Below are 19,129 nucleotides of genomic sequence, written 5' to 3' on the forward strand. Positions count from 1 at the left end.
GCGATGGTCAGGTTTGTTTCAGGGCCGCTCCCTCGGGGAGCGGCCGACTCAGTGTGCTGCAACGACGGCCGGGGCGCTCCCGTCCATACTCCAGGCATCCAGGTGCATTTCCCCAGTGAAGGGGGTGCCCGATGAGCCTTTCCAACCAGTCCCTGGCCTACGGCCAGGCCGGCAGCCAGATGGCCAGCAGCGAGCGCAGCACCCTCCGCCGCGCGGCGACCGCCAGCTTCATGGGCAATTTCGTCGAGTGGTTCGACTACGCCGCCTACGGTTACCTGGCCGCGGTGATCGCGGTGGTGTTCTTCCCCGCTACTGACAAGACCACCGGCCTGCTGGCGGCCTTCGCGGTGTTCGCCATTTCCTTCATCGTCCGCCCCATTGGCGGCATCGTCTGGGGCCATATCGGCGACCGTTACGGCCGGCGTAACGCCCTGTCCCTGTCCATCCTCATCATGTCCGGCGCCACTTTCTGCATCGCGCTGCTGCCGACCTACGCCCAGGTGGGCATGCTTGCGCCGCTGCTGCTCCTGCTGATCCGCCTGGTGCAGGGCTTCTCCGCCTCGGGGGAATACGCCGGCGCGGCGGCCTTCCTCGCCGAGTACGCCCCGGACAACCGGCGCGGTTTCTATACCTGCCTGGTGCCGGCCAGTACGGCGGCGGGGCTGTTGTTCGGTTCGCTGTTCGCGGCGCTGCTCTATTCGCAGCTGGATACCGAGCAACTGCACAGCTGGGGTTGGCGCATTCCCTTCCTGCTCGCGGCGCCGCTGGGGCTGATCGGCCGCTACATCCGCCTGCACCTGCAGGACACGCCCAAGTTCCGCGAGATGGAACAGGCGATGGAGCGGAAGGAAGCCGAACACAAGGTGCCGATCCGCGAGTTGATGGGCGTGCATCGCAAGAAAGTGCTGGTGGCCATTGGCGTCACCTGCCTCAACGCGGTGGCCTTCTACCTGATCCTCAGCTACATGCCGACTTACCTCTCCACCGAGATGGGCATGACCGAGACCGACTCGTTCCTGGCGTCCACCGTGTCGCTGGCGACCTACATCGGTTTCATCTTCCTGATGGGCAAGCTGTCTGATCGTTTCGGTCGCAAGACCATGCTGATCGCCGCGTCGCTGCTGTTCCTCGGGCTCACGGTGCCGCTGTTCGGCCTGCTGGAAGGGCAGGGCTTCGTCTTCATCCTGCTGATCCAGATCGCCTTCGGCCTGATGCTGGCGATGAACGACGGCACGCTGCCGTGCTTCCTGGCCGAGGTCTTCCCGACGCGGGTGCGCTACAGCGGCTTCGCCTTCAGCTTCAACACCGCCAACGCCCTGTTCGGCGGCACCGCGCCCTTCATCGCCACCTGGCTGATCAGCCAGACCGGCGACAAGCTCGCCCCTGCCTGGATGCTGGTGGCGGCGGCGGTCGTGGCCCTGCTGGCGATGCTCTGCATCAGCGAGACGGCGCACCGCGCCCTGGCGGATGAGTGACCACTGGCGATCCTGCCAACTTCGGGTCGGATTCGTACAAAAACCAGCCATTCACTTCTGATGCAATGTCATGAGCGGAAGTCCGCCTGGCGCCGAAGATTCCTGGAGTATTTCGATGAGCAAGAGTGTTTTCGTAGGTGAGCTGACCTGGAAAGAGTACGAGGCACGTGTCGCGGCAGGTGACTGCGTGCTGATGCTGCCGGTCGGTGCCCTGGAACAGCATGGCCATCACATGTGCATGAACGTAGATGTACTGCTGCCCACGGCGGTGTGCCAGCGGGTCGCCGAGCGCATCGGTGCGCTGGTGCTGCCGGGCCTGCAATACGGCTACAAGTCCCAGCAGAAGTCCGGCGGAGGCAACCACTTCCCCGGTACCACCAGCCTGGACGGCGCCACCCTCACTGGCACGGTGCAGGACATCATCCGCGAGCTGGCGCGTCACGGCGTGCGCCGTCTGGTGCTGATGAACGGCCACTATGAGAACTCGATGTTCATCGTCGAAGGCATCGACCTCGCCCTGCGTGAACTGCGCTACGCCGGCATCCACGACTTCAAGGTGGTGGTGCTCTCCTACTGGGATTTCGTGAAGGACCCGGCGGTGATCCAGCGGCTCTACCCCGAGGGCTTCCTCGGCTGGGACATCGAGCACGGTGGTGTCTTCGAGACCTCGCTGATGCTCGCCCTGTATCCGGATCTGGTGGACCTGGAGCGCGTCGTCGATCACCCGCCCGCGACCTTCCCGCCCTACGACGTGTTCCCGGTGGACCCGGCGCGCACCCCGGCGCCGGGCACCCTGTCCTCGGCGAAGACCGCCAGCCGGGAGAAGGGCGAGCTGATCCTCGAGGTCTGCGTCCAGGGCATCGCCGACGCCATCGGCCAGGAGTTTCCGCGCGCCTGACCCGACATTGCGTCACCCCGAACAGAACAAGCGACTTCACAACTACAACAAAGGACCGCTGCGGCGGTCCGCGAGGAAGTTTCAGCTATGTCCAATTCAGACGCACACAAAGAGTACGGGCTCAGCCAGGTCAAGCCCGAGGAGCGCAGCTACGGCTTCGTCGACACGGTCTGGACCTGGTTCGGCTCCGGCATCAACACCGGTTCCTGGTTCTTTGGCGGCATGGCCGCCGCGCTGGGCATGGTCTTCGTCCTGCAATACAGCCTGCTCTGGCTGCCGCTGATGATGATCCCCTGGGCGGTGGTGGCCTATATCGGCTACCGCTACGGCGCCAGCACGGCCGTGGTTTCGCGCCCGGCGCTGGGCACAAAGGGCTCGCGCCTGACCGGTGTCGCGCAGTTCCTGGTGCTGATCGGCTGGCCCAGCGTGAACAGCTTCATCGCCGCCATTTCCCTCAGCCATGTGTTTGGAGCCGCCTTTGGCTGGCCGGTGTTCGGCCAACCCGGTTCCACCTGGCCGATGGTTTTCGGCATCCTGCTGACCGCCATTGCCCAGGGCGTGATCACCTTCCTCGGGCATGAGGCGATCCGCTATCTGGAGCGTGTGGCCGGCATCTTGTTGCTGGTGCTGGGCGCCTGGGTGACCCACGTGGTGCTGTCGCAGTGGGAGCTGAAGCAGATCATGGAGTTCAAGGTGGCGGCGCCGAGCCACAGCGTGGCCTTCTTCATCGACCTGGCCTTCGGCTTCTCCTGGACCTGGGCCCAGGTGGCGGACTTCTCGCGCTTCTCCAGGACCGGCACGGCGGCCAGCGTGGGCAGCTGGCTGGGGCTCAATGTCGGCCAGGGCTGGTTCATGGTGATCGGTGCCATCGGGGCCATCGGTGTGGCCTTGCAGAGCGGCTTCGTCGACCCGAACAACTCCGACCCCAGCTCCACCCTGGCGACCCTCGGCCTGGGCATGGTGTCGTTCCTGGTGCTGATCTTCGCCACCGTGAGTACCAACGTGACCGTGCTCTACGGCTCGGGCATGGGCCTGCTCGGCGCCTTCAAGGGCCTCACGCCGAAGAAGGCGCTGGCGATCATCGTCGTGCTGCAACTGGTGCTGTGCTTCGTGCCCATGGCCTTCGATTCCTTCCTGCACTACTTCGAAGCCTTCCTCGGGGTGATCGGCGGCATCTTCATTCCGCTCTGGACCATCATCCTGGTGGACTACTTCTGCGTGCGCGGCAAACGCCTGTCCGACCGTGACCTGTTCTCCGAAGCCGGTGGCGCCTACTACGGCAGCAATGGCTGGAACATGGCCGGGATCGCCTCGCTGGTGGTGGGCTTCGCCGTCTACTTCGTACTGGCCCATGTGTTCAAGGATGTCGCCGAGCAGATCACCGCGAGCTTCCCGTCGATCCTGGTGTCCGGCGTCGTTTACTGGTTGTTGGCGAAGAAGCCGGTGGTGGTGCTGAGCGGAGGTGTCGAGCGGGACGCCTGATTCAGAAGGTCGTGAATAGAAAACGCCGCCCCCGAGAGGAGGGCGGCGTTTTTGTTTCCGGCGAGCGGGTTCCGCTTTCTTGTGGGGGCGAATGAATTCGCCCCCACAGAAGCAGGCCCATAGAAGAGCGGCGCCATGTCAGAACTCAGGCGTGCAACGGACTCTGCTTGCGCTCCCCGCGCGGCGAATGGCCGAAGAAGCGGCTGTAGCACTTGGAGAAATGCGCCGGCGAGGCGAAGCCGCAGGCCAGGGCGATATCGCGGACCTGGGACTCGCTGCGCAGCAGCAGGTCGCGGGCGCGGTTCAGGCGCAGTTCCAGGTAGTACTGGCTGGGGGTGCGGTCCAGGTACTTGTGGAACAGCCGTTCCAGCTGGCGCACCGACACTTCGTTGAGCTGCGCCAGTTCTTCCAGCTCCAGCGGTTCCTCCAGGTTGGCTTCCATGATCGCGACGATCTGGCTCAGCTTCGGCTGGGCGTGGCCGAGCTTCTGTCGCAGCGGAACGCGCTGCTGCTCGCGGGCGCCGCGCATGCGGTCGCAGAGCAGCAGTTCGGCGGCGCGGGTGGCGATCTCCACGCCGTCGGGCTCGCGGGCGATCAGTTGCAGGGTCATGTCCATGGATGCGGTGCCGCCGGAGCAGGTGTAGCGGTCGCGATCCAGCTCGAACAGCTGGTTGGAAATGACGATGCCGGGGAACTTGTCCTTGACCTGCTCTATGTCTTCCCAGTGCACCGTGCAGCGGTAGCCCTTGAGCAGCTCGGCACTGGCCAGCAGGTGGCTGCCGGTGCAGATGCCGCCCAGCGCCACGTCGTGCTGGGACAGCTTGCGCACCCAGTTGAGCAGGCGGCGGTCATAGCGGGCCGGCATGGGGTTGGAACCGACGACGAACAGCGCGTCCAGTGCGGGCGCGTCGTCGAGGCTGTGGTCGGGGACCACCCGCATGCCATTGCTGGCTTGCACCGGTTCGCGGTCGGCGGCGATCAGCAGGGTGCGGAACAGCGTGCGCTTGGCGGCCAGGTTGGCCATGCGCAGGGTCTCGATCGCCGAGGCGAAGCCGATGGTGGTGAAGTTGGGAATCAGCAGGAAACCGAAGGTCTTCACTGCATTCGTCCGGGACTGGACCTGGATTTCGTCGACGGGCGGCGCCGCAAGGTTCGCAACAGCCATGGGTTCTTCCTCCACTGCATCGACTGTCGTTTTTGGGTATTGGCGGGTGAGGCAGGAGTCGAAATGCAGTTCTGTCTTTTTATTGTTCTGCAGCGCGGGAGCGGCCCTGCGCCGGGGTCCAGCTTACACCCATTCCAGGCCTGCATCAGCGGCGTACCTGCGCGATATCCGGGGGCTGGCGGAGAGGTCTTCGGTAATCGAACACTTTTCCGTCGCTGCCTGGGCAAGTTTGGGCATTTACACGTCGCAAACAGGCAAACGGGGTGTCGGACTAACTCGCACAATCGGCCGCAACAGGCTGGCACCGACCGTATTGCAGCGGCAGGCGCCAAGCCCCCAAAACAACAGAGACGACAGCGGGTTGTCGCAGGAGATCACCGATGTTCAGCAAGCAAGACCAGATCCAGGGTTACGACGACGAACTGTTCAGCGCGATGCAGGAAGAAGAGCACCGTCAGGAAGACCACATCGAGCTGATCGCCTCGGAAAACTACACCAGCAAGCGCGTGATGGAAGCCCAGGGCAGCGGCCTGACCAACAAGTACGCCGAAGGCTACCCGGGCAAGCGCTACTACGGTGGCTGCGAGTTCGTCGACAAGGTCGAGCAGCTGGCCATCGACCGCGCCAAGCAGCTGTTCGGCGCCGACTACGCCAACGTCCAGCCGCACTCCGGCTCCCAGGCCAACAGCGCCGTCTACCTGGCCCTGCTGAATGCCGGTGACACCATCCTCGGCATGAGCCTGGCCCACGGCGGCCACCTGACCCACGGCGCCAAGGTGTCGTCCTCCGGCAAGCTCTATAACGCCGTGCAGTACGGCCTGGACACCGCCACCGGCCTGATCGACTACGACGAAGTCGAGCGCCTGGCCGTCGAGCACAAGCCGAAGATGATCGTCGCCGGCTTCTCCGCCTACTCCAAGACCCTCGACTTCCCGCGCTTCCGTGCCATCGCCGACAAGGTGGGGGCGCTGCTGTTCGTCGACATGGCCCACGTCGCCGGCCTGGTCGCCGCTGGCCTGTACCCGAACCCGCTGCCCTACGCCGACGTGGTCACCACCACCACCCACAAGACCCTGCGCGGTCCCCGTGGCGGCCTGATCCTGGCGCGCAAGAACGAAGAAATCGAGAAGAAGCTGAACGCCGCCGTCTTCCCCGGCGCCCAGGGCGGCCCGCTGATGCACGTGATCGCCGCCAAGGCCGTGTGCTTCAAGGAAGCGCTGGAGCCCGGCTTCAAGGAGTACCAGGCCCAGGTGATCAAGAACGCCCAGGCCATGGCCGGCGTATTCATCAAGCGCGGCTACGACGTGGTCTCCGGCGGCACCGACAACCACCTGTTCCTGGTCAGCCTGATCAAGCAGGGCAAGACCGGCAAGGAAGCCGACGCCGCCCTCGGCCGCGCCGGCATCACCGTGAACAAGAACGCCGTGCCGAACGACCCGCAGTCGCCCTTCGTGACCTCGGGCGTGCGCATCGGCACCCCGGCCATCACCAGCCGTGGCTTCAAGGAAGCCCAGAGCACCGAGCTGGCCGGCTGGATCTGCGACATCCTCGACCATCTCGGCGATGCCGACGTGGAAGCCCAGGTGGCCAAGCAGGTCGCCGGCCTCTGCGCCGACTTCCCCGTCTACCGCTAATCCAGGAGTCCGAACATGCAACGTTATTCCGGCTTCGGTCTGTTCAAGCACTCCCTGAGCCACCACGAGAACTGGCAACGCATGTGGCGCAACCCGACGCCGAAGCCGGTCTATGACGTGATCATCGTCGGTGGTGGCGGCCACGGCCTGGCCACCGCCTACTACCTGGCCAAGGAATTCGGCGTGAAGAACGTCGCGGTGGTGGAGAAGGGCTGGCTGGGCGGCGGCAACACCGCGCGCAACACCACCATCGTCCGCTCCAACTACCTGTGGGACGAGGCGGCGCAGCTGTACGAGCACGCCATGAAACTGTGGGAAGGCCTGTCCCAGGACCTGAACTACAACGTGATGTTCTCCCAGCGTGGCGTCTACAACCTCTGCCACACCCTGCAGGACATGCGTGACTCGGCTCGCCGGGTCAACGCCAACCGCCTGAACGGCGTGGATGGCGAACTGCTGGATGCGCGCCAGGTAGCCGAGGAGATTCCCTTCCTCGACTGCAGCAAGAGCACCCGTTACCCGATCATGGGTTCCACCGTTCAGCGCCGTGGGGGCGTGGCCCGCCACGACGCCGTAGCCTGGGGCTACGCCCGTGCCGCCGACGCCCTGGGCGTCGACCTGCTGCAGAACACCGAAGTAATCGGTTTCCGCAAGCAGGATGGCGCGGTGATCGGTGTCGAAACCAATCGCGGCTTCATCGGCGCCAAGCGCGTTGGCGTGGTCACCGCCGGTAACTCCGGCCACATGGCCAAGCAGGCCGGTTTCCGTCTGCCGCTGGAATCCCACCCGCTGCAGGCCCTGGTGTCCGAACCGATCAAGCCGATCATCCACAGCGTGATCATGTCCAACGCCGTGCACGGCTACATCAGCCAGTCCGACAAGGGCGACCTGGTCATCGGTGCCGGTATCGACGGCTACAACGGCTACGGCCAGCGCGGCTCCTACGGGACCATCGAGCACACCCTGCAAGCCATCGTGGAGATGTTCCCGATCCTCTCCCGCGTGCGCATGAACCGTCAGTGGGGCGGCATCGTGGATACCACCCCGGACGCCTGCCCGATCATCTCCAAGACCCCGGTGAAGAACCTGTTCTTCAACTGCGGCTGGGGCACTGGCGGCTTCAAGGCCACTCCGGGCTCGGGCCACGTCTTCGCGGCGAGCCTGGCGCGTGGCGAGATGCACCCGCTGGCCAAGCCCTTCTCCATCGACCGTTTCCATACCGGCGCACTGATCGACGAGCACGGCGCCGCTGCCGTGGCTCACTAAGGAGAATCGCCATGCTGCACATTTTCTGCCCCTACTGTGGCGAGCTGCGCTCCGAAGAGGAATTCCACGCCAAGGGCCAGGCGCACATCCCGCGCCCCCTGGATCCGAACGCCTGCACCGACGAGGAGTGGGGCGACTACATCTTCTTCCGCGACAACCCGCGCGGCATCCACCACGAGCTGTGGGTGCACTCCGCCGGCTGCCGCAAGTATTTCAACGCCACGCGCCACACCGTGAGCTACGAAATCCTTGAAACCTACAAGATCGGTGAGAAACCCACTGTCACCGAGGCCAACGTCGGCGAGAAGAAAGCCGCGACCGCAGGAGTAACGGCATGAGCCAGGTCAACCGTCTTCCCAAGGGTGGCCGCGTCGATCGCAGCCAATCGCTGACCTTCACCTTCAACGGCGAGAACTATCAGGGCTATGCCGGCGACACCCTGGCCGCGGCCCTGCTGGCCAACGGCGTCGACATCGTTGGCCGCAGCTTCAAGTACTCCCGTCCGCGCGGCATCGTCGCCGCTGGTGCGGAAGAGCCCAACGCCGTGCTGCAGATCGGTTCCACCGAAGCCTCCCAGGTGCCCAACGTGCGTGCCACCCAGCAGGCGCTGTACGCGGGCCTGGTGGCCAACAGCACCAACGGCTGGCCGAACGTGAAAAACGATGTCATGGGCATCCTCGGCAAGGTCGGCGGCGGCATGATGCCGCCCGGGTTCTACTACAAGACCTTCATGTATCCGCAGAACCTGTGGCTGACCTACGAGAAGTACATCCGCAAGGCCGCCGGCCTCGGTCGTGCCCCCCTGGAAGTCGACCCGGACATCTACGACCACATGAACCAGTACTGCGACGTACTGGTGGTCGGCGCCGGCCCTGCCGGTATCGCCGCTGCCCTGGCCGCCGGCCGTAGCGGCGCCCGTGTGATCCTCGCCGACGAGCAGGAAGAGTTCGGTGGCAGCCTGCTGGATACCCGCGAGACCCTGGACGGCAAGCCTGCTGCCGAGTGGGTGGCCAAGGCCATCGCCGAGCTGGAGAAACTGCCGGAAGTGACCCTGCTGCCGCGCTCCACCGTGAACGGCTATCACGACCACAATTTCCTCACCATCCACCAGCGCCTGACCGACCACCTGGGCGAAGTTGCGCCCCATGGCCAGGCCCGTCACCGCGTCCATCGCGTCCGCGCCAAGCGCGTGGTGCTGGCCGCCGGCGCCCACGAGCGTCCGCTGGTGTATTCGAACAACGACGTGCCGGGCAACATGCTCGCCGGCGCCGTCTCCACCTACGTGAACCGCTACGGCGTGGCGCCGGGTCGCCAGCTGGTGCTGTCCACCAACAACGATTACGCCTACCGCGTGGTGCTGGACTGGCTGGACGCCGGCCAGAAAGTAGTGGCTGTGGCCGATGCCCGCAGCAACCCGCGTGGTGCCTGGGTGGAAGAGGCCCGCGCCCGTGGCGTGCGCATCCTCACCGGCAGCGCCGTGGTCGAGGCCCGTGGCAGCAAGCGCGTCACTGGCGCCCGCATCTGCGCCATCGACCTGAAGAGCCACAAGGTCACCAGCCCCGGCGAAGTGGTGGATTGCGACCTGATCGTCAGCTCCGGCGGCTACAGCCCGGTGGTGCACCTGGCGTCCCACCTGGGCGGCAAGCCGATCTGGCGTGAAGACATCCTTGCCTTCGTGCCCGGCGAAGGCTTCCAGAAGCGCATCTGCGCCGGTGCCGTGAATGGCGTGTTCGGTCTGGGCGACGCCCTGGCCGACGGTTTCGAGGCGGGCGCCAAGGCCGCTGCAGAAGCCGGCTTCAAGAAGGTCGAAGGCACCCTGCCGAAGACCGAGAAGCGCAAGGAAGAAGCCTCGGTGGCGCTGTTCCAGGTGCCCCACGACAAGTCCACTTCCCGTGCGCCGAAGCAGTTCGTCGACCTGCAGAACGACGTCACTTCCGCCGGTATCGAGCTGGCCACCCGCGAGGGCTTCGAGTCGGTCGAGCACGTCAAGCGCTACACCGCGCTGGGCTTCGGTACCGACCAGGGCAAGCTGGGCAACATCAACGGCCTGGCCATCGCCGCCCGTTCGATGGGTATCAGCATCTCCGAGATGGGCACCACCATGTTCCGCCCGAACTACACCCCGGTGACCTTCGGCGCCGTGGCGGGCCGTCACTGCGGCCACCTGTTCGAGCCCAAGCGCTACACCGCCATGCACCGCTGGCACCTGGAGCAGGGCGCGGAATTCGAGGACGTCGGCCAGTGGAAGCGCCCGTGGTACTTCCCCAAGCGCGGCGAAGACATGCATGCCGCCGTGGCCCGCGAATGCAAGGCCGTGCGTGACAGCGTGGGCATCCTCGACGCCTCGACCCTCGGCAAGATCGACATCCAGGGCCCGGATGCGCGCGAGTTCCTCAACCGCGTCTACTCCAACGCCTGGACCAAGCTGGACGTGGGCAAGGCCCGCTACGGCCTGATGTGCAAGGAAGACGGCATGGTCTTCGACGACGGCGTGACCGCCTGCGTCGGCGAGAACCACTTCATCATGACCACCACCACCGGCGGTGCCGCCCGGGTGATGGAATGGCTGGAGATCTACCACCAGACCGAATGGCCGGAGCTGAAGGTGTACTTCACCTCGGTCACCGACCACTGGGCCACCATGACCCTGTCCGGCCCCAACAGCCGCAAGCTGCTGGCCGAGGTCACCGACATCGACCTGGACAAGGACGCCTTCCCCTTCATGACCTGGAAGGAAGGCCTGGTGGGTGGCGTACCGGCTCGCGTGTTCCGGATCTCCTTCACCGGTGAGCTTTCCTACGAAGTGAACGTGCAGGCCGACTACGCCCTGGGCGTGTGGGAGAAGGTCGTCGAGGCCGGCAAGAAGTACAACCTGACCCCGTACGGCACCGAAACCATGCACGTACTGCGGGCCGAGAAGGGCTTCATCATCGTCGGTCAGGACACCGACGGCTCGGTGACCCCGGACGACCTGAACATGGGCTGGTGCGTCGGCCGCAACAAGGCCTTCTCCTGGATCGGCTGGCGCGGCATGAACCGCGAAGACTGCCTGCGTGAAGACCGCAAGCAACTGGTGGGCCTGAAACCCATCGACCCGAACAAGGTGCTGCCGGAAGGCGCCCAGCTGGTGTTCGATCCGAAGCAGTCCATCCCGATGAAGATGGTCGGCCACGTCACCTCCAGCTACATGAGCGCGACCATGGGGTATTCCTTCGCCATGGCGGTGGTCAAGGGCGGCTTGAAGCGCATGGGTGAGCGTGTGTTCGCACCGCTGGCCGATGGCAGCGTGATCGAAGCCGAAATCTGCAGCTCCGTGTTCTATGACCCGAAAGGGGATCGCCAGAATGTCTAACGTGAACGTCTACAAACAGCGCCCTGATGCCGCCCATGCCGAGTCGCCGCTGTACCACGCCGGCCTCGACGAGCTGGCGCGCAAGGGCAAGAGCAGCGCAGGCGTGGTCCTGCGCGAGAAGAAGCTCCTCGGCCACCTGGTGATCCGTGGTGACGCCAAGGACCCGGCCTTCTCCGGCGGCGTGCACAGCGCCCTCGGCCTGGAGCTGCCGGTGGCCCTGACCCTGGTGGCCAACGGCGATACCTCGCTGCAGTGGCTGGGCCCGGATGAGTGGCTGCTGATCGTGCCGAGCGGCCAGGAGTTCGAGACCGAACAGCGCCTGCGCAAGGCGCTGGATGGCCAGCACATCTCCGTGGTCAACGTCAGCGGCGGCCAGACCCTGGTCGAGCTCTCCGGACCCCACGTCCGCGACGTGCTGATGAAGTCCACGCCGTACGACGTGCACCCCAGCAACTTCCCGGTGGGCAAGGCCGTCGGTACCACCTTCGGCAAGGCCGGCGCGGTGATCCGCCACACCGGCGAAGACACCTGGGAACTGCTGATCCGCCGCAGCTTCTCCGACTACATCTGGCTGTGGCTGCAGGACGCCAGCGCGGAGTACGGGCTGGCGGTCAAAGCCTGACCCGCACGGGGCTCTTCTTGGGTTGGTGCCGAGCGGAGCCCCGGATGGACTTCAGGGAGCGCTGCGCGCTCCTTGTTGGGTTTCGCAAGCTCAGCACCAACCTACGTTGTCGCGCCGTTGGAGATCGAGATGAGCCGCACCCCCGATACCTGGATTCTCACCACCCAATGCCCGAGCGTGCTCGGTACCGTGGATGCGGTGACGCGCTTTCTCTTCGAGCAGCGCTGCTACGTCACCGAGCACCATTCGTTCGATGACCGGCTGTCTTCGCGCTTCTTCATCCGTGTCGAATTCCGCCAGCCGGATGGCTTCGACGAACAGGCCTTCCGGGCTGGCCTGGACGAGCGCCTGGCGCCCTTCGACATGCAGGTGGAGCTGACCCCGCCGGGCTACCGCGCCAAGGTGGTGATTATGGTGTCCAAGGCCGACCACTGCCTGAACGACCTGCTCTACCGCCAGCGCATCGGCCAACTGGAAATGGACGTGGTGGCCGTGGTTTCCAACCATCCGGACCTTGAGCCCCTTGCCCGCTGGCACGGGATTCCCTACCACCACTTCCCCCTCGATCCCAACGACAAGCCGGCCCAGGAACGCCGCGTGATGCAGGTGATCGAGCAGACCGGTGCCGAACTGGTGGTCCTCGCCCGCTACATGCAGGTGCTCTCGCCCGAGCTGTGCAAGAAGCTCGATGGCTGGGCGATCAACATCCACCACTCGCTGCTGCCCGGCTTCAAGGGGGCCAAGCCCTACCACCAGGCCTACCAGAAGGGCGTGAAGCTGGTGGGGGCGACGGCGCATTACATCAATAACGACCTCGACGAAGGTCCGATCATCACCCAGGGCGTCGAGCCGGTGGACCACGCCCACTATCCCGAAGACCTGGTCGCCAAGGGCCGCGACATCGAGTGCCTGACCCTGGCCAAGGCCGTCGGCTATCACATCGAGCGGCGCGTTTTCCTCAACGCCAACCGCACGGTGGTGCTCAACGCCTGAACCCCCGAGGGTGCGCCGTGCGCACCTTCCGGACCCATTGGTGCGCACGGCGCACCCAATTTTCACGGAAGCCGCACTGCCAGGTTCCACCAGCGGCTCCCGGCAACAGATGCAAGCTCCAGTGCAAGGCCGCGTGGCCAGTAGCCGCGCCTTTGTGTTCACAACAACAACGGAGAATTACGCATGTCTGGTAATCGTGGTGTCGTTTATCTCGGTGCGGGCAAAGTCGAAGTGCAGAAGATCGACTACCCGAAGATGCAGGACCCTCGCGGCAAGAAGATCGAACACGGGGTGATCCTGAAGGTGGTCTCCACCAACATCTGCGGCTCGGACCAGCACATGGTGCGTGGCCGTACCACCGCGCAGGTCGGCCTGGTGCTCGGCCACGAGATCACCGGTGAGGTGATCGAGAAAGGCCGTGACGTGGAAAACCTGCAGATCGGCGACCTGGTATCCGTACCGTTCAACGTGGCCTGCGGCCGCTGCCGTTCCTGCAAGGAAATGCACACCGGCGTGTGCCTGACCGTCAACCCGGCCCGTGCCGGCGGCGCCTACGGCTATGTCGACATGGGCGACTGGACCGGCGGCCAGGCCGAGTACGTGCTCGTTCCTTACGCTGACTTCAACCTGCTCAAGCTGCCGGAGCGCGACAAGGCCATGGAGAAGATCCGTGACCTGACCTGCCTCTCCGACATCCTGCCCACCGGCTACCACGGCGCGGTCACCGCTGGTGTGGGCCCGGGCAGCACCGTGTACGTTGCCGGCGCAGGTCCCGTCGGCCTCGCCGCCGCCGCCTCCGCCCGCCTGCTGGGTGCTGCCGTGGTCATCGTCGGCGACCTCAACCCCGCCCGCCTGGCCCACGCCAAGGCGCAGGGCTTCGAGATTGCCGACCTGTCGCTGGACACCCCGCTGCACGAGCAGATCGCCGCGCTGCTGGGCGAGCCGGAAGTGGACTGCGCCGTCGACGCAGTGGGCTTCGAAGCGCGCGGCCACGGCCATGAAGGCGCCAAGCACGAAGCTCCGGCCACCGTGCTCAACTCGCTGATGCAGGTCACCCGCGTGGCCGGCAAGATCGGTATCCCCGGCCTCTACGTCACCGAAGATCCGGGCGCGGTGGATGCCGCCGCCAAGATCGGCAGCCTGAGCATCCGCTTCGGCCTCGGCTGGGCGAAATCCCACAGCTTCCACACCGGCCAGACCCCGGTGATGAAGTACAACCGCGCACTCATGCAGGCGATCATGTGGGACCGCATCAACATCGCCGAAGTGGTGGGCGTGCAGGTCATCAGCCTGGACGACGCACCGCGTGGCTATGGCGAGTTCGATGCCGGCGTACCGAAGAAATTCGTCATCGACCCGCACAAGACCTTCAGCGCGGCCTGATCGACTGCAAGACCCCGACGCCGTGATGTGACAGCCGTGGCGTCTGTCCCTCAAGGGACCCTTCGGGGTCCCTTTTTTTCTCCCCTCTCCCGCTGGGGTGAAGGGGAACGCTTTGTTGGCACCGCCCCCTGTTCCCCTGAACGCCAGATTGCGGAGCAATCCGGCCGCGGCGCTGAGCGGGGGCCGGCGGTGAGGGGGCGGATCGCACGTGCGGATTTCTGTCCCACAGGATTTGCCAACCAGCCGACAAAATGCCGGGAACACCGCCGCCTTCGCCGCAGTCAGATGGTCGAGTTTGCGCTCACCAGCCGGTACGCAGTGTTCCGGCGCGGATTCTTCGTCGAGGTCGACCTATGCATATTCCCCGAAGCCTGACCCTGGCCGCCTTGCTCAGCCTGGCCGCCAGCCCGGTATTCGCCGTTTCCCTGGGCGATGTCGTCGCCGCCGCTGCCACGAGCGGCCATCAGGAACAGGCGCCGGGTATCGCACCTGCGGAATCGGCGGCCTTGCTGGGGCAGTTGGGTAACCAGTTGGACGTCACGCCGGAACAGGCCCTGGGCGGCCTCACCGCGTTGTTCGGCCTGGCGCGCAACAACCTGCCGGCCGATCAGTTCGCCCAACTGGACCAGGCGGTGCCGGGCGTGGGCATGCTCACCGATCCCAATACCCAGGGTCTGCTCAGCAGTATCGGCGGCCTGCTCGGCCAGCAGCCGGGCAACGCGCTGGGCGGTCAGCCTGGCGTGCTCGCCGGGCAGCAGATGAACAATATGACGGACGTGAGCCAGGCCTTTGGTTCGCTGGGGATGGATAGCGGCCTGATCGGCCAGTTCGCCCCGCTGATCCTGTCCTTCCTCGGCCAGCAGGGGCTGGCTGAATCCCTGCTGCAGAACCTCGGCAACCTGTGGAAGTGGACGACACCGCAAGTGCCCGCCACGCCGGCCGTTCCGGCCGGGCAGGCAGTACCGGTGAACGGTCTGTCGACCTGAGCCGCGAGGGTAGGCCGCGCGCCTACCCCTGCGATTGCGCACGCAGCTCGCTGATGCGTGCGTCCTTTTCCTGCCAGAGGTCGCTCACCCAGGCCTGCACGTACTGGCGGAATTCCCCGTCGTTTTCGTAGTCGCCCTGCCACAGGGCCGGGTCCAGCGGGCGCGTCTGGATATCCACGATCACCTGCGGTACCTGGCCGGACAGCAGCGCCCAGAAGCCGGGCACGCCCTGGCCCGGATAGACCAGGGTGACGTCGAGGATGGCGTCCAGTTGCTGGCCGAGGGCCGCAAGGACGAAGGCGACGCCGCCGGCCTTGGGTTTCAGCAGGTGACGATAGGGCGAGCCCTGGTTGGCGTGCTTGACCGGGGTGAAGCGGGTGCCTTCGAGGTAGTTCACCACGGTCACCGGCATGCGCTTGAACTTCTCGCAGGCGGCCCTGGTGATCTCCAGGTCCTTGCCCTTCATTTCCGGGTGCTTGTCCAGGAAGGCCTTGCTGTAGCGCTTCATGAAGGGGTAATCCAGGGCCCAGAACGCCAGGCCGAGGAAGGGCACCCAGATCAGCTCCTTCTTGAGGAAGAACTTGAAGTAGGGCGCCTTGCGGTTGAAGGCCTGGACCAGGGCGGGAATGTCCACCCAGGACTGGTGGTTGCTGATGACCAGGTAGGACGTGTCGTTGCGTAGCCCGTCGCCACCGCGGATGTCCCAGCGGGTTGGGGTGAACACGGCGAAAACGCGCTTGCAGTTCTCCGCCCAGGCTTCGGCGATCCACATCACGCCACGGGAGCAGGCGTCGCGCAGGCGCTGGCCCGGCAGGATGAGCTTGAGCAGGGCGATGGCCAGCATCGGGCCGATCAGGATCAGGGTGTTGAGCAAGAGCAGCAGCGTGGTGGCGATTCCGGTCAGCAATGCCTGCATGGGTCCTTGGCTCCTTGTCCACGTGAGTGCGGGCCATGATACGCAGTCACTGCCGGCGCGACGAGCGGTCGGGAGCCTTGCTACCGGCAGGGGGGCGAGTATGCTGCGGGCACTCGCTGGATCAGCCGCGACGAACCATTGGCCGTCGCGCCAGTCCCACAACCGTACCCCTCAACCAGGAGATGCTGCGTTGAAACCCCTGATTGCCCTGCTGGCCCTGGTGGCGCTGCCTGCTTTCGCCGCCAAGGAACCCACGCTTTACGGCCGTTACGAGTACATCCGCCTGCCGGAGATCGGCCAGACCATGAAGGCCAAGATGGATACCGGCGCCCTGACCGCCTCCCTGTCCGCCAAGGACATCGAGCGCTTCGAGCGCGACGGCGAGGAATGGGTGCGCTTCCGCCTGGCGACCAAGGATGCCGATGACACGGTGTTCGAACATCGCGTGTCGCGCATCAGCAAGATCAAGAACCGCGCGGACGAACTCGGTGAAGAGGACGAAGCACCCACGGCGGAGATTTCCAAGCGTCCGGTAGTGGACATGGAGATGTGCCTGGGCGGCGAGAAGCGCACGGTGGAGGTCAACCTCACCGACCGATCCAGCTTCAACTACCCGCTGCTGATCGGCGCCAAGGCCCTGCGTGAGTTCAAGGCGGCGGTCTATCCGGGGCGCAAGTTCACCGCCGGCAAGCCGCAGTGTTGATTGACGCTATGGGCGTCTTGCGGCAAGTTCGCGGTCAACTCCATGAGCCGGGACGCCCATGCCGCACATCCTCATCGTCGAAGATGAATCGTCCATCGCCGACACGCTGATCTACGCCCTCGAGGCCGATGGCAACGCCACCACCTGGCTGAGCCTCGGTGGTCCGGCGCTGGAGCTGTTGCGCCAGCAGCCGGTGGATCTGGTGATCCTCGACGTCGGCCTGCCGGATACCAGCGGTTTCGAACTGTGCAAGGCACTGCGGCGCTTTTCCGAGGTGCCGGTGCTCTTCCTCACCGCGCGCAATGCCGAGATCGACCGCGTGGTGGGGCTGGAGATTGGCGCCGACGACTATGTGGTGAAACCCTTCAGCCCGCGCGAAGTCGCCGCACGGGTACGCGCCATCCTCAAGCGCACGGCGCCTCGCTCTGCGGCTCCGGTGCCCGCCACCGATGGGCCGTTCCAGGTGGATGCCGAGCGCGTGCGCATCCATTACCAGGGCCAGCCCCTGGGGCTGACCCGCCACGAATTCCGCCTGCTCCAGACCCTGCTGGCGCAGCCCGAGCGGGTATTCAGCCGCGAGCAGTTGCTGGATGCCCTGGGGGTGGCCGCCGACGCCGGCTACGAGCGCAACATCGACAGCCACATCAAGAGCCTGCGCGCCAAGCTGCGCCAGGTGGCGCCCTCCGCCGAACCCATCCAGACCCATCGCGGCCTGGGTTACAGCTACTCGCCGGACCACGCCTGATGCCACTGGGCGTTCGCCTTTTCCTGGTCTATTTCCTCTTCGTCGGGCTTTCCGGCTGGTTCGTGCTGAGCACGGTGATGGATGAGATCCGTCCCGGCGTACGCCAGTCCACCGAGGAAACCCTGGTGGACACCGCCAACCTGCTGGCCGAACTCCTGCGTGACGACGTGCGTGCCGGCACCCTCGACCAGGGGCGCCTGCCCGAGGTGCTGCGCGCCTACGGCCAGCGCCGGCCCGGTGCGGATATCTGGGGTGTGCGCAAGACCCAGGTGAACCACCGCATCTACGTCACCGATGCCAACGGCATGGTGCTGCTGGACTCCAGCGGCGCGGCGGTTGGCCAGGACTATTCCCGCTGGAACGATGTCTACCTGACCCTGCTCGGTCAGTACGGCGCCCGCTCCACCCGCGAGACGCCGGAAGATCCGGATTCCTCGGTGATGTATGTCGCCGCGCCCATTCGCGATGGCGAGCGGATCATCGGTGTCGTGTCGGTCGCCAAGCCCAACGCCTCATTGCAGCCCTATATCGAACGCTCGCAGGCGCGCCTGGCCTGGCTCGGCGCCGGCCTGATCGGGCTTGGCCTGCTGGTGGGCGGTTTGCTCTCCTGGTGGCTCAGCCACTCGCTGCGGCGCCTGCGCGATTACGCCCAGGCGGTGAGCGAGGGGCGGCGTGCGGAGCTGCCGGGGATGAGCGGCGGAGAGCTGCGCCAACTGGCGGCGGCGGTGGAGCGCATGCGCACCCAGCTGGAAGGCAAGGCCTACGTCGAACGCTACGTGCACACCCTGACCCACGAGCTGAAGAGCCCGCTGGCGGCCATCCGGGGCGCCGCCGAGCTGTTGGAAGGAGAGATGCCGGCCGAGCAGCGGCAGCGCTTCGTGGCCAACATCGGCAACGAAGGTGCGCGCTTGCAGCAGTTGATCGAGCGTCTGCTCAACCTGGCCCGGGTGGAGCAGCGCCAGGGGCTGGAAGAGCGGGTTCCGGTGCCCGTGCATGAACTGGCCGGGGAGCTGCTGCAGGCCCAGGCGGCGCGCATCGAGTCGGCCGGCCTCGAGGTGGAGAACCGGATCGCACCAGGATTGTGCGCGCTCGGTGAGCGCTTCCTGCTCAGCCAGGCCCTGTCCAACCTGCTGGACAACGCCCTGGACTTCACCCCGCCCGGCGGCCTGCTGCGGCTGGACGCAGAGCGCCTTGGCGACTGGCTGGAGCTGAGGGTATTCAACCAGGGCGACGCGATCCCCGAGTTCGCCCTGCCGCGCCTGACCGAGCGCTTCTATTCCCTGCCGCGCCCTGCAACGGGGCGCAAGAGTACGGGTCTCGGCCTCAATTTCGTGCAGGAAGTCGCCGGGCTGCACGGCGGCGAACTGCGTGTCGCCAACCGCGCCGGCGGCGTGGAAGCCTGTCTGCGACTTCCTGCTGTCGCGGATTGATATGCGCTCGCCGCCTGCTGACGCTGGCGGCATCGGCCTTCGACTATAAATTGAACAGAACGGCGGCCCGACTTTCGAC

At 65.7% G+C, this 19,129-nt stretch carries 16 protein-coding genes; 14 read left to right on the plus strand and 2 right to left on the minus strand.

Annotated features, from left to right (window positions below; translation table 11 throughout):
* The first annotated feature begins 131 nt into the window (after positions 1-131).
* The 3 genes from FXN65_RS02110 (at position 132) to FXN65_RS02120 (ending at position 3,855) form a co-directional block, all read left to right on the plus strand.
* Positions 132-1,475, plus strand: coding sequence for an MFS transporter (locus FXN65_RS02110; RefSeq protein ID WP_151131441.1), 1,344 nt, complete (start codon positions 132-134; stop codon positions 1,473-1,475).
* A 115-nt stretch (positions 1,476-1,590) separates the two neighbouring features.
* Positions 1,591-2,373, plus strand: coding sequence for a creatininase (locus FXN65_RS02115; protein ID WP_151131442.1), 783 nt, complete (start codon positions 1,591-1,593; stop codon positions 2,371-2,373).
* A gap of 87 nt (positions 2,374-2,460) precedes the next feature.
* The gene (locus tag FXN65_RS02120) at positions 2,461-3,855 is read left to right on the plus strand and encodes a purine-cytosine permease family protein (RefSeq protein ID WP_151131443.1); all 1,395 of its coding nucleotides are present in this window, start codon (positions 2,461-2,463) and stop codon (positions 3,853-3,855) included.
* 145 nt (positions 3,856-4,000) lie between these two features.
* Here FXN65_RS02120 and FXN65_RS02125 read toward each other — a convergent pair whose 3' ends face one another.
* Entirely contained in the window at positions 4,001-5,020 is a 1,020-nt protein-coding gene (locus FXN65_RS02125) for a GlxA family transcriptional regulator (RefSeq protein ID WP_244620705.1), read from the minus strand.
* Between the two features lie 380 nt (positions 5,021-5,400).
* On the opposite strand from FXN65_RS02125, the gene glyA reads away from it, so the two are divergent.
* The 8 genes from glyA (at position 5,401) to FXN65_RS02165 (ending at position 15,256) form a co-directional block, all read left to right on the plus strand.
* The gene (gene glyA / locus FXN65_RS02130) at positions 5,401-6,654 is read left to right on the plus strand and encodes a serine hydroxymethyltransferase (protein WP_151131444.1); all 1,254 of its coding nucleotides are present in this window, start codon (positions 5,401-5,403) and stop codon (positions 6,652-6,654) included.
* 15 nt (positions 6,655-6,669) lie between these two features.
* Positions 6,670-7,920, plus strand: coding sequence for a sarcosine oxidase subunit beta (locus tag FXN65_RS02135; RefSeq protein WP_151131445.1), 1,251 nt, complete (start codon positions 6,670-6,672; stop codon positions 7,918-7,920).
* An 11-nt stretch (positions 7,921-7,931) separates the two neighbouring features.
* Positions 7,932-8,258, plus strand: coding sequence for a sarcosine oxidase subunit delta (locus tag FXN65_RS02140; protein ID WP_044871165.1), 327 nt, complete (start codon positions 7,932-7,934; stop codon positions 8,256-8,258).
* A complete protein-coding gene (locus FXN65_RS02145) occupies positions 8,255-11,272 on the plus strand; it encodes a sarcosine oxidase subunit alpha (protein WP_151131446.1) in 3,018 nt (1,005 codons plus the stop codon). The genes FXN65_RS02140 and FXN65_RS02145 overlap by 4 nt, the downstream gene beginning before the upstream one ends.
* Positions 11,265-11,894, plus strand: coding sequence for a sarcosine oxidase subunit gamma (locus tag FXN65_RS02150; protein ID WP_151131447.1), 630 nt, complete (start codon positions 11,265-11,267; stop codon positions 11,892-11,894). The genes FXN65_RS02145 and FXN65_RS02150 overlap by 8 nt, the downstream gene beginning before the upstream one ends.
* A 129-nt stretch (positions 11,895-12,023) precedes the next feature.
* Entirely contained in the window at positions 12,024-12,887 is an 864-nt protein-coding gene (gene purU, locus FXN65_RS02155) for a formyltetrahydrofolate deformylase (protein WP_151131448.1), read from the plus strand.
* A 183-nt stretch (positions 12,888-13,070) separates the two neighbouring features.
* Entirely contained in the window at positions 13,071-14,270 is a 1,200-nt protein-coding gene (gene fdhA, locus FXN65_RS02160) for a formaldehyde dehydrogenase, glutathione-independent (RefSeq protein ID WP_151131449.1), read from the plus strand.
* A 353-nt stretch (positions 14,271-14,623) separates the two neighbouring features.
* Positions 14,624-15,256 carry a DUF2780 domain-containing protein gene (locus FXN65_RS02165; RefSeq protein ID WP_151131450.1) on the plus strand — a complete coding sequence of 211 codons (633 nt, stop codon included), beginning with the start codon at positions 14,624-14,626 and terminating at the stop codon, positions 15,254-15,256.
* 22 nt (positions 15,257-15,278) lie between these two features.
* Here FXN65_RS02165 and FXN65_RS02170 read toward each other — a convergent pair whose 3' ends face one another.
* Complete coding sequence (locus FXN65_RS02170; protein ID WP_151131451.1) at positions 15,279-16,172, minus strand: acyltransferase; 894 nt, start codon at positions 16,170-16,172, stop codon at positions 15,279-15,281.
* A gap of 190 nt (positions 16,173-16,362) precedes the next feature.
* Between FXN65_RS02170 and rloA2 the strand changes: the two genes are divergently transcribed.
* Genes rloA2 through creC form a run of 3 tightly spaced genes read left to right on the plus strand, consistent with a single transcriptional unit; the run spans position 16,363 to position 19,050 of the window.
* Positions 16,363-16,875: a retropepsin-like aspartic peptidase RloA2 gene (gene rloA2, locus FXN65_RS02175; protein WP_151131452.1), complete on the plus strand. Its 513-nt coding sequence runs from the start codon at positions 16,363-16,365 to the stop codon at positions 16,873-16,875.
* Positions 16,876-16,933: 58 nt separating this feature from the next.
* Positions 16,934-17,620 carry a two-component system response regulator CreB gene (gene creB / locus FXN65_RS02180; RefSeq protein WP_151131453.1) on the plus strand — a complete coding sequence of 229 codons (687 nt, stop codon included), beginning with the start codon at positions 16,934-16,936 and terminating at the stop codon, positions 17,618-17,620.
* Positions 17,620-19,050: a two-component system sensor histidine kinase CreC gene (gene creC / locus FXN65_RS02185; RefSeq protein WP_151131454.1), complete on the plus strand. Its 1,431-nt coding sequence runs from the start codon at positions 17,620-17,622 to the stop codon at positions 19,048-19,050. The genes creB and creC overlap by 1 nt, the downstream gene beginning before the upstream one ends.
* Positions 19,051-19,129: the final 79 nt, after the last annotated feature.

Source organism: Pseudomonas lalkuanensis, assembly GCF_008807375.1.
GTDB classification, from domain to species: Bacteria; Pseudomonadota; Gammaproteobacteria; order Pseudomonadales; family Pseudomonadaceae; genus Metapseudomonas; species Metapseudomonas lalkuanensis.

Bases quoted from the DNA above. Each gene is read 5' to 3' on its own strand.
- FXN65_RS02110 (WP_151131441.1), top strand. From the start codon at position 132: ATGAGCCTTTCCAACCAGTCCCTGGCCTACGGCCAGGCCGGCAGCCAG.
- FXN65_RS02115 (WP_151131442.1), top strand. From the start codon at position 1,591: ATGAGCAAGAGTGTTTTCGTAGGTGAGCTGACCTGGAAAGAGTACGAG.
- FXN65_RS02120 (WP_151131443.1), top strand. From the start codon at position 2,461: ATGTCCAATTCAGACGCACACAAAGAGTACGGGCTCAGCCAGGTCAAG.
- FXN65_RS02125 (WP_244620705.1), bottom strand. From the start codon at position 5,020: ATGGCTGTTGCGAACCTTGCGGCGCCGCCCGTCGACGAAATCCAGGTC.
- glyA (WP_151131444.1), top strand. From the start codon at position 5,401: ATGTTCAGCAAGCAAGACCAGATCCAGGGTTACGACGACGAACTGTTC.
- FXN65_RS02135 (WP_151131445.1), top strand. From the start codon at position 6,670: ATGCAACGTTATTCCGGCTTCGGTCTGTTCAAGCACTCCCTGAGCCAC.
- FXN65_RS02140 (WP_044871165.1), top strand. From the start codon at position 7,932: ATGCTGCACATTTTCTGCCCCTACTGTGGCGAGCTGCGCTCCGAAGAG.
- FXN65_RS02145 (WP_151131446.1), top strand. From the start codon at position 8,255: ATGAGCCAGGTCAACCGTCTTCCCAAGGGTGGCCGCGTCGATCGCAGC.
- FXN65_RS02150 (WP_151131447.1), top strand. From the start codon at position 11,265: ATGTCTAACGTGAACGTCTACAAACAGCGCCCTGATGCCGCCCATGCC.
- purU (WP_151131448.1), top strand. From the start codon at position 12,024: ATGAGCCGCACCCCCGATACCTGGATTCTCACCACCCAATGCCCGAGC.
- fdhA (WP_151131449.1), top strand. From the start codon at position 13,071: ATGTCTGGTAATCGTGGTGTCGTTTATCTCGGTGCGGGCAAAGTCGAA.
- FXN65_RS02165 (WP_151131450.1), top strand. From the start codon at position 14,624: ATGCATATTCCCCGAAGCCTGACCCTGGCCGCCTTGCTCAGCCTGGCC.
- FXN65_RS02170 (WP_151131451.1), bottom strand. From the start codon at position 16,172: ATGCAGGCATTGCTGACCGGAATCGCCACCACGCTGCTGCTCTTGCTC.
- creB (WP_151131453.1), top strand. From the start codon at position 16,934: ATGCCGCACATCCTCATCGTCGAAGATGAATCGTCCATCGCCGACACG.
- creC (WP_151131454.1), top strand. From the start codon at position 17,620: ATGCCACTGGGCGTTCGCCTTTTCCTGGTCTATTTCCTCTTCGTCGGG.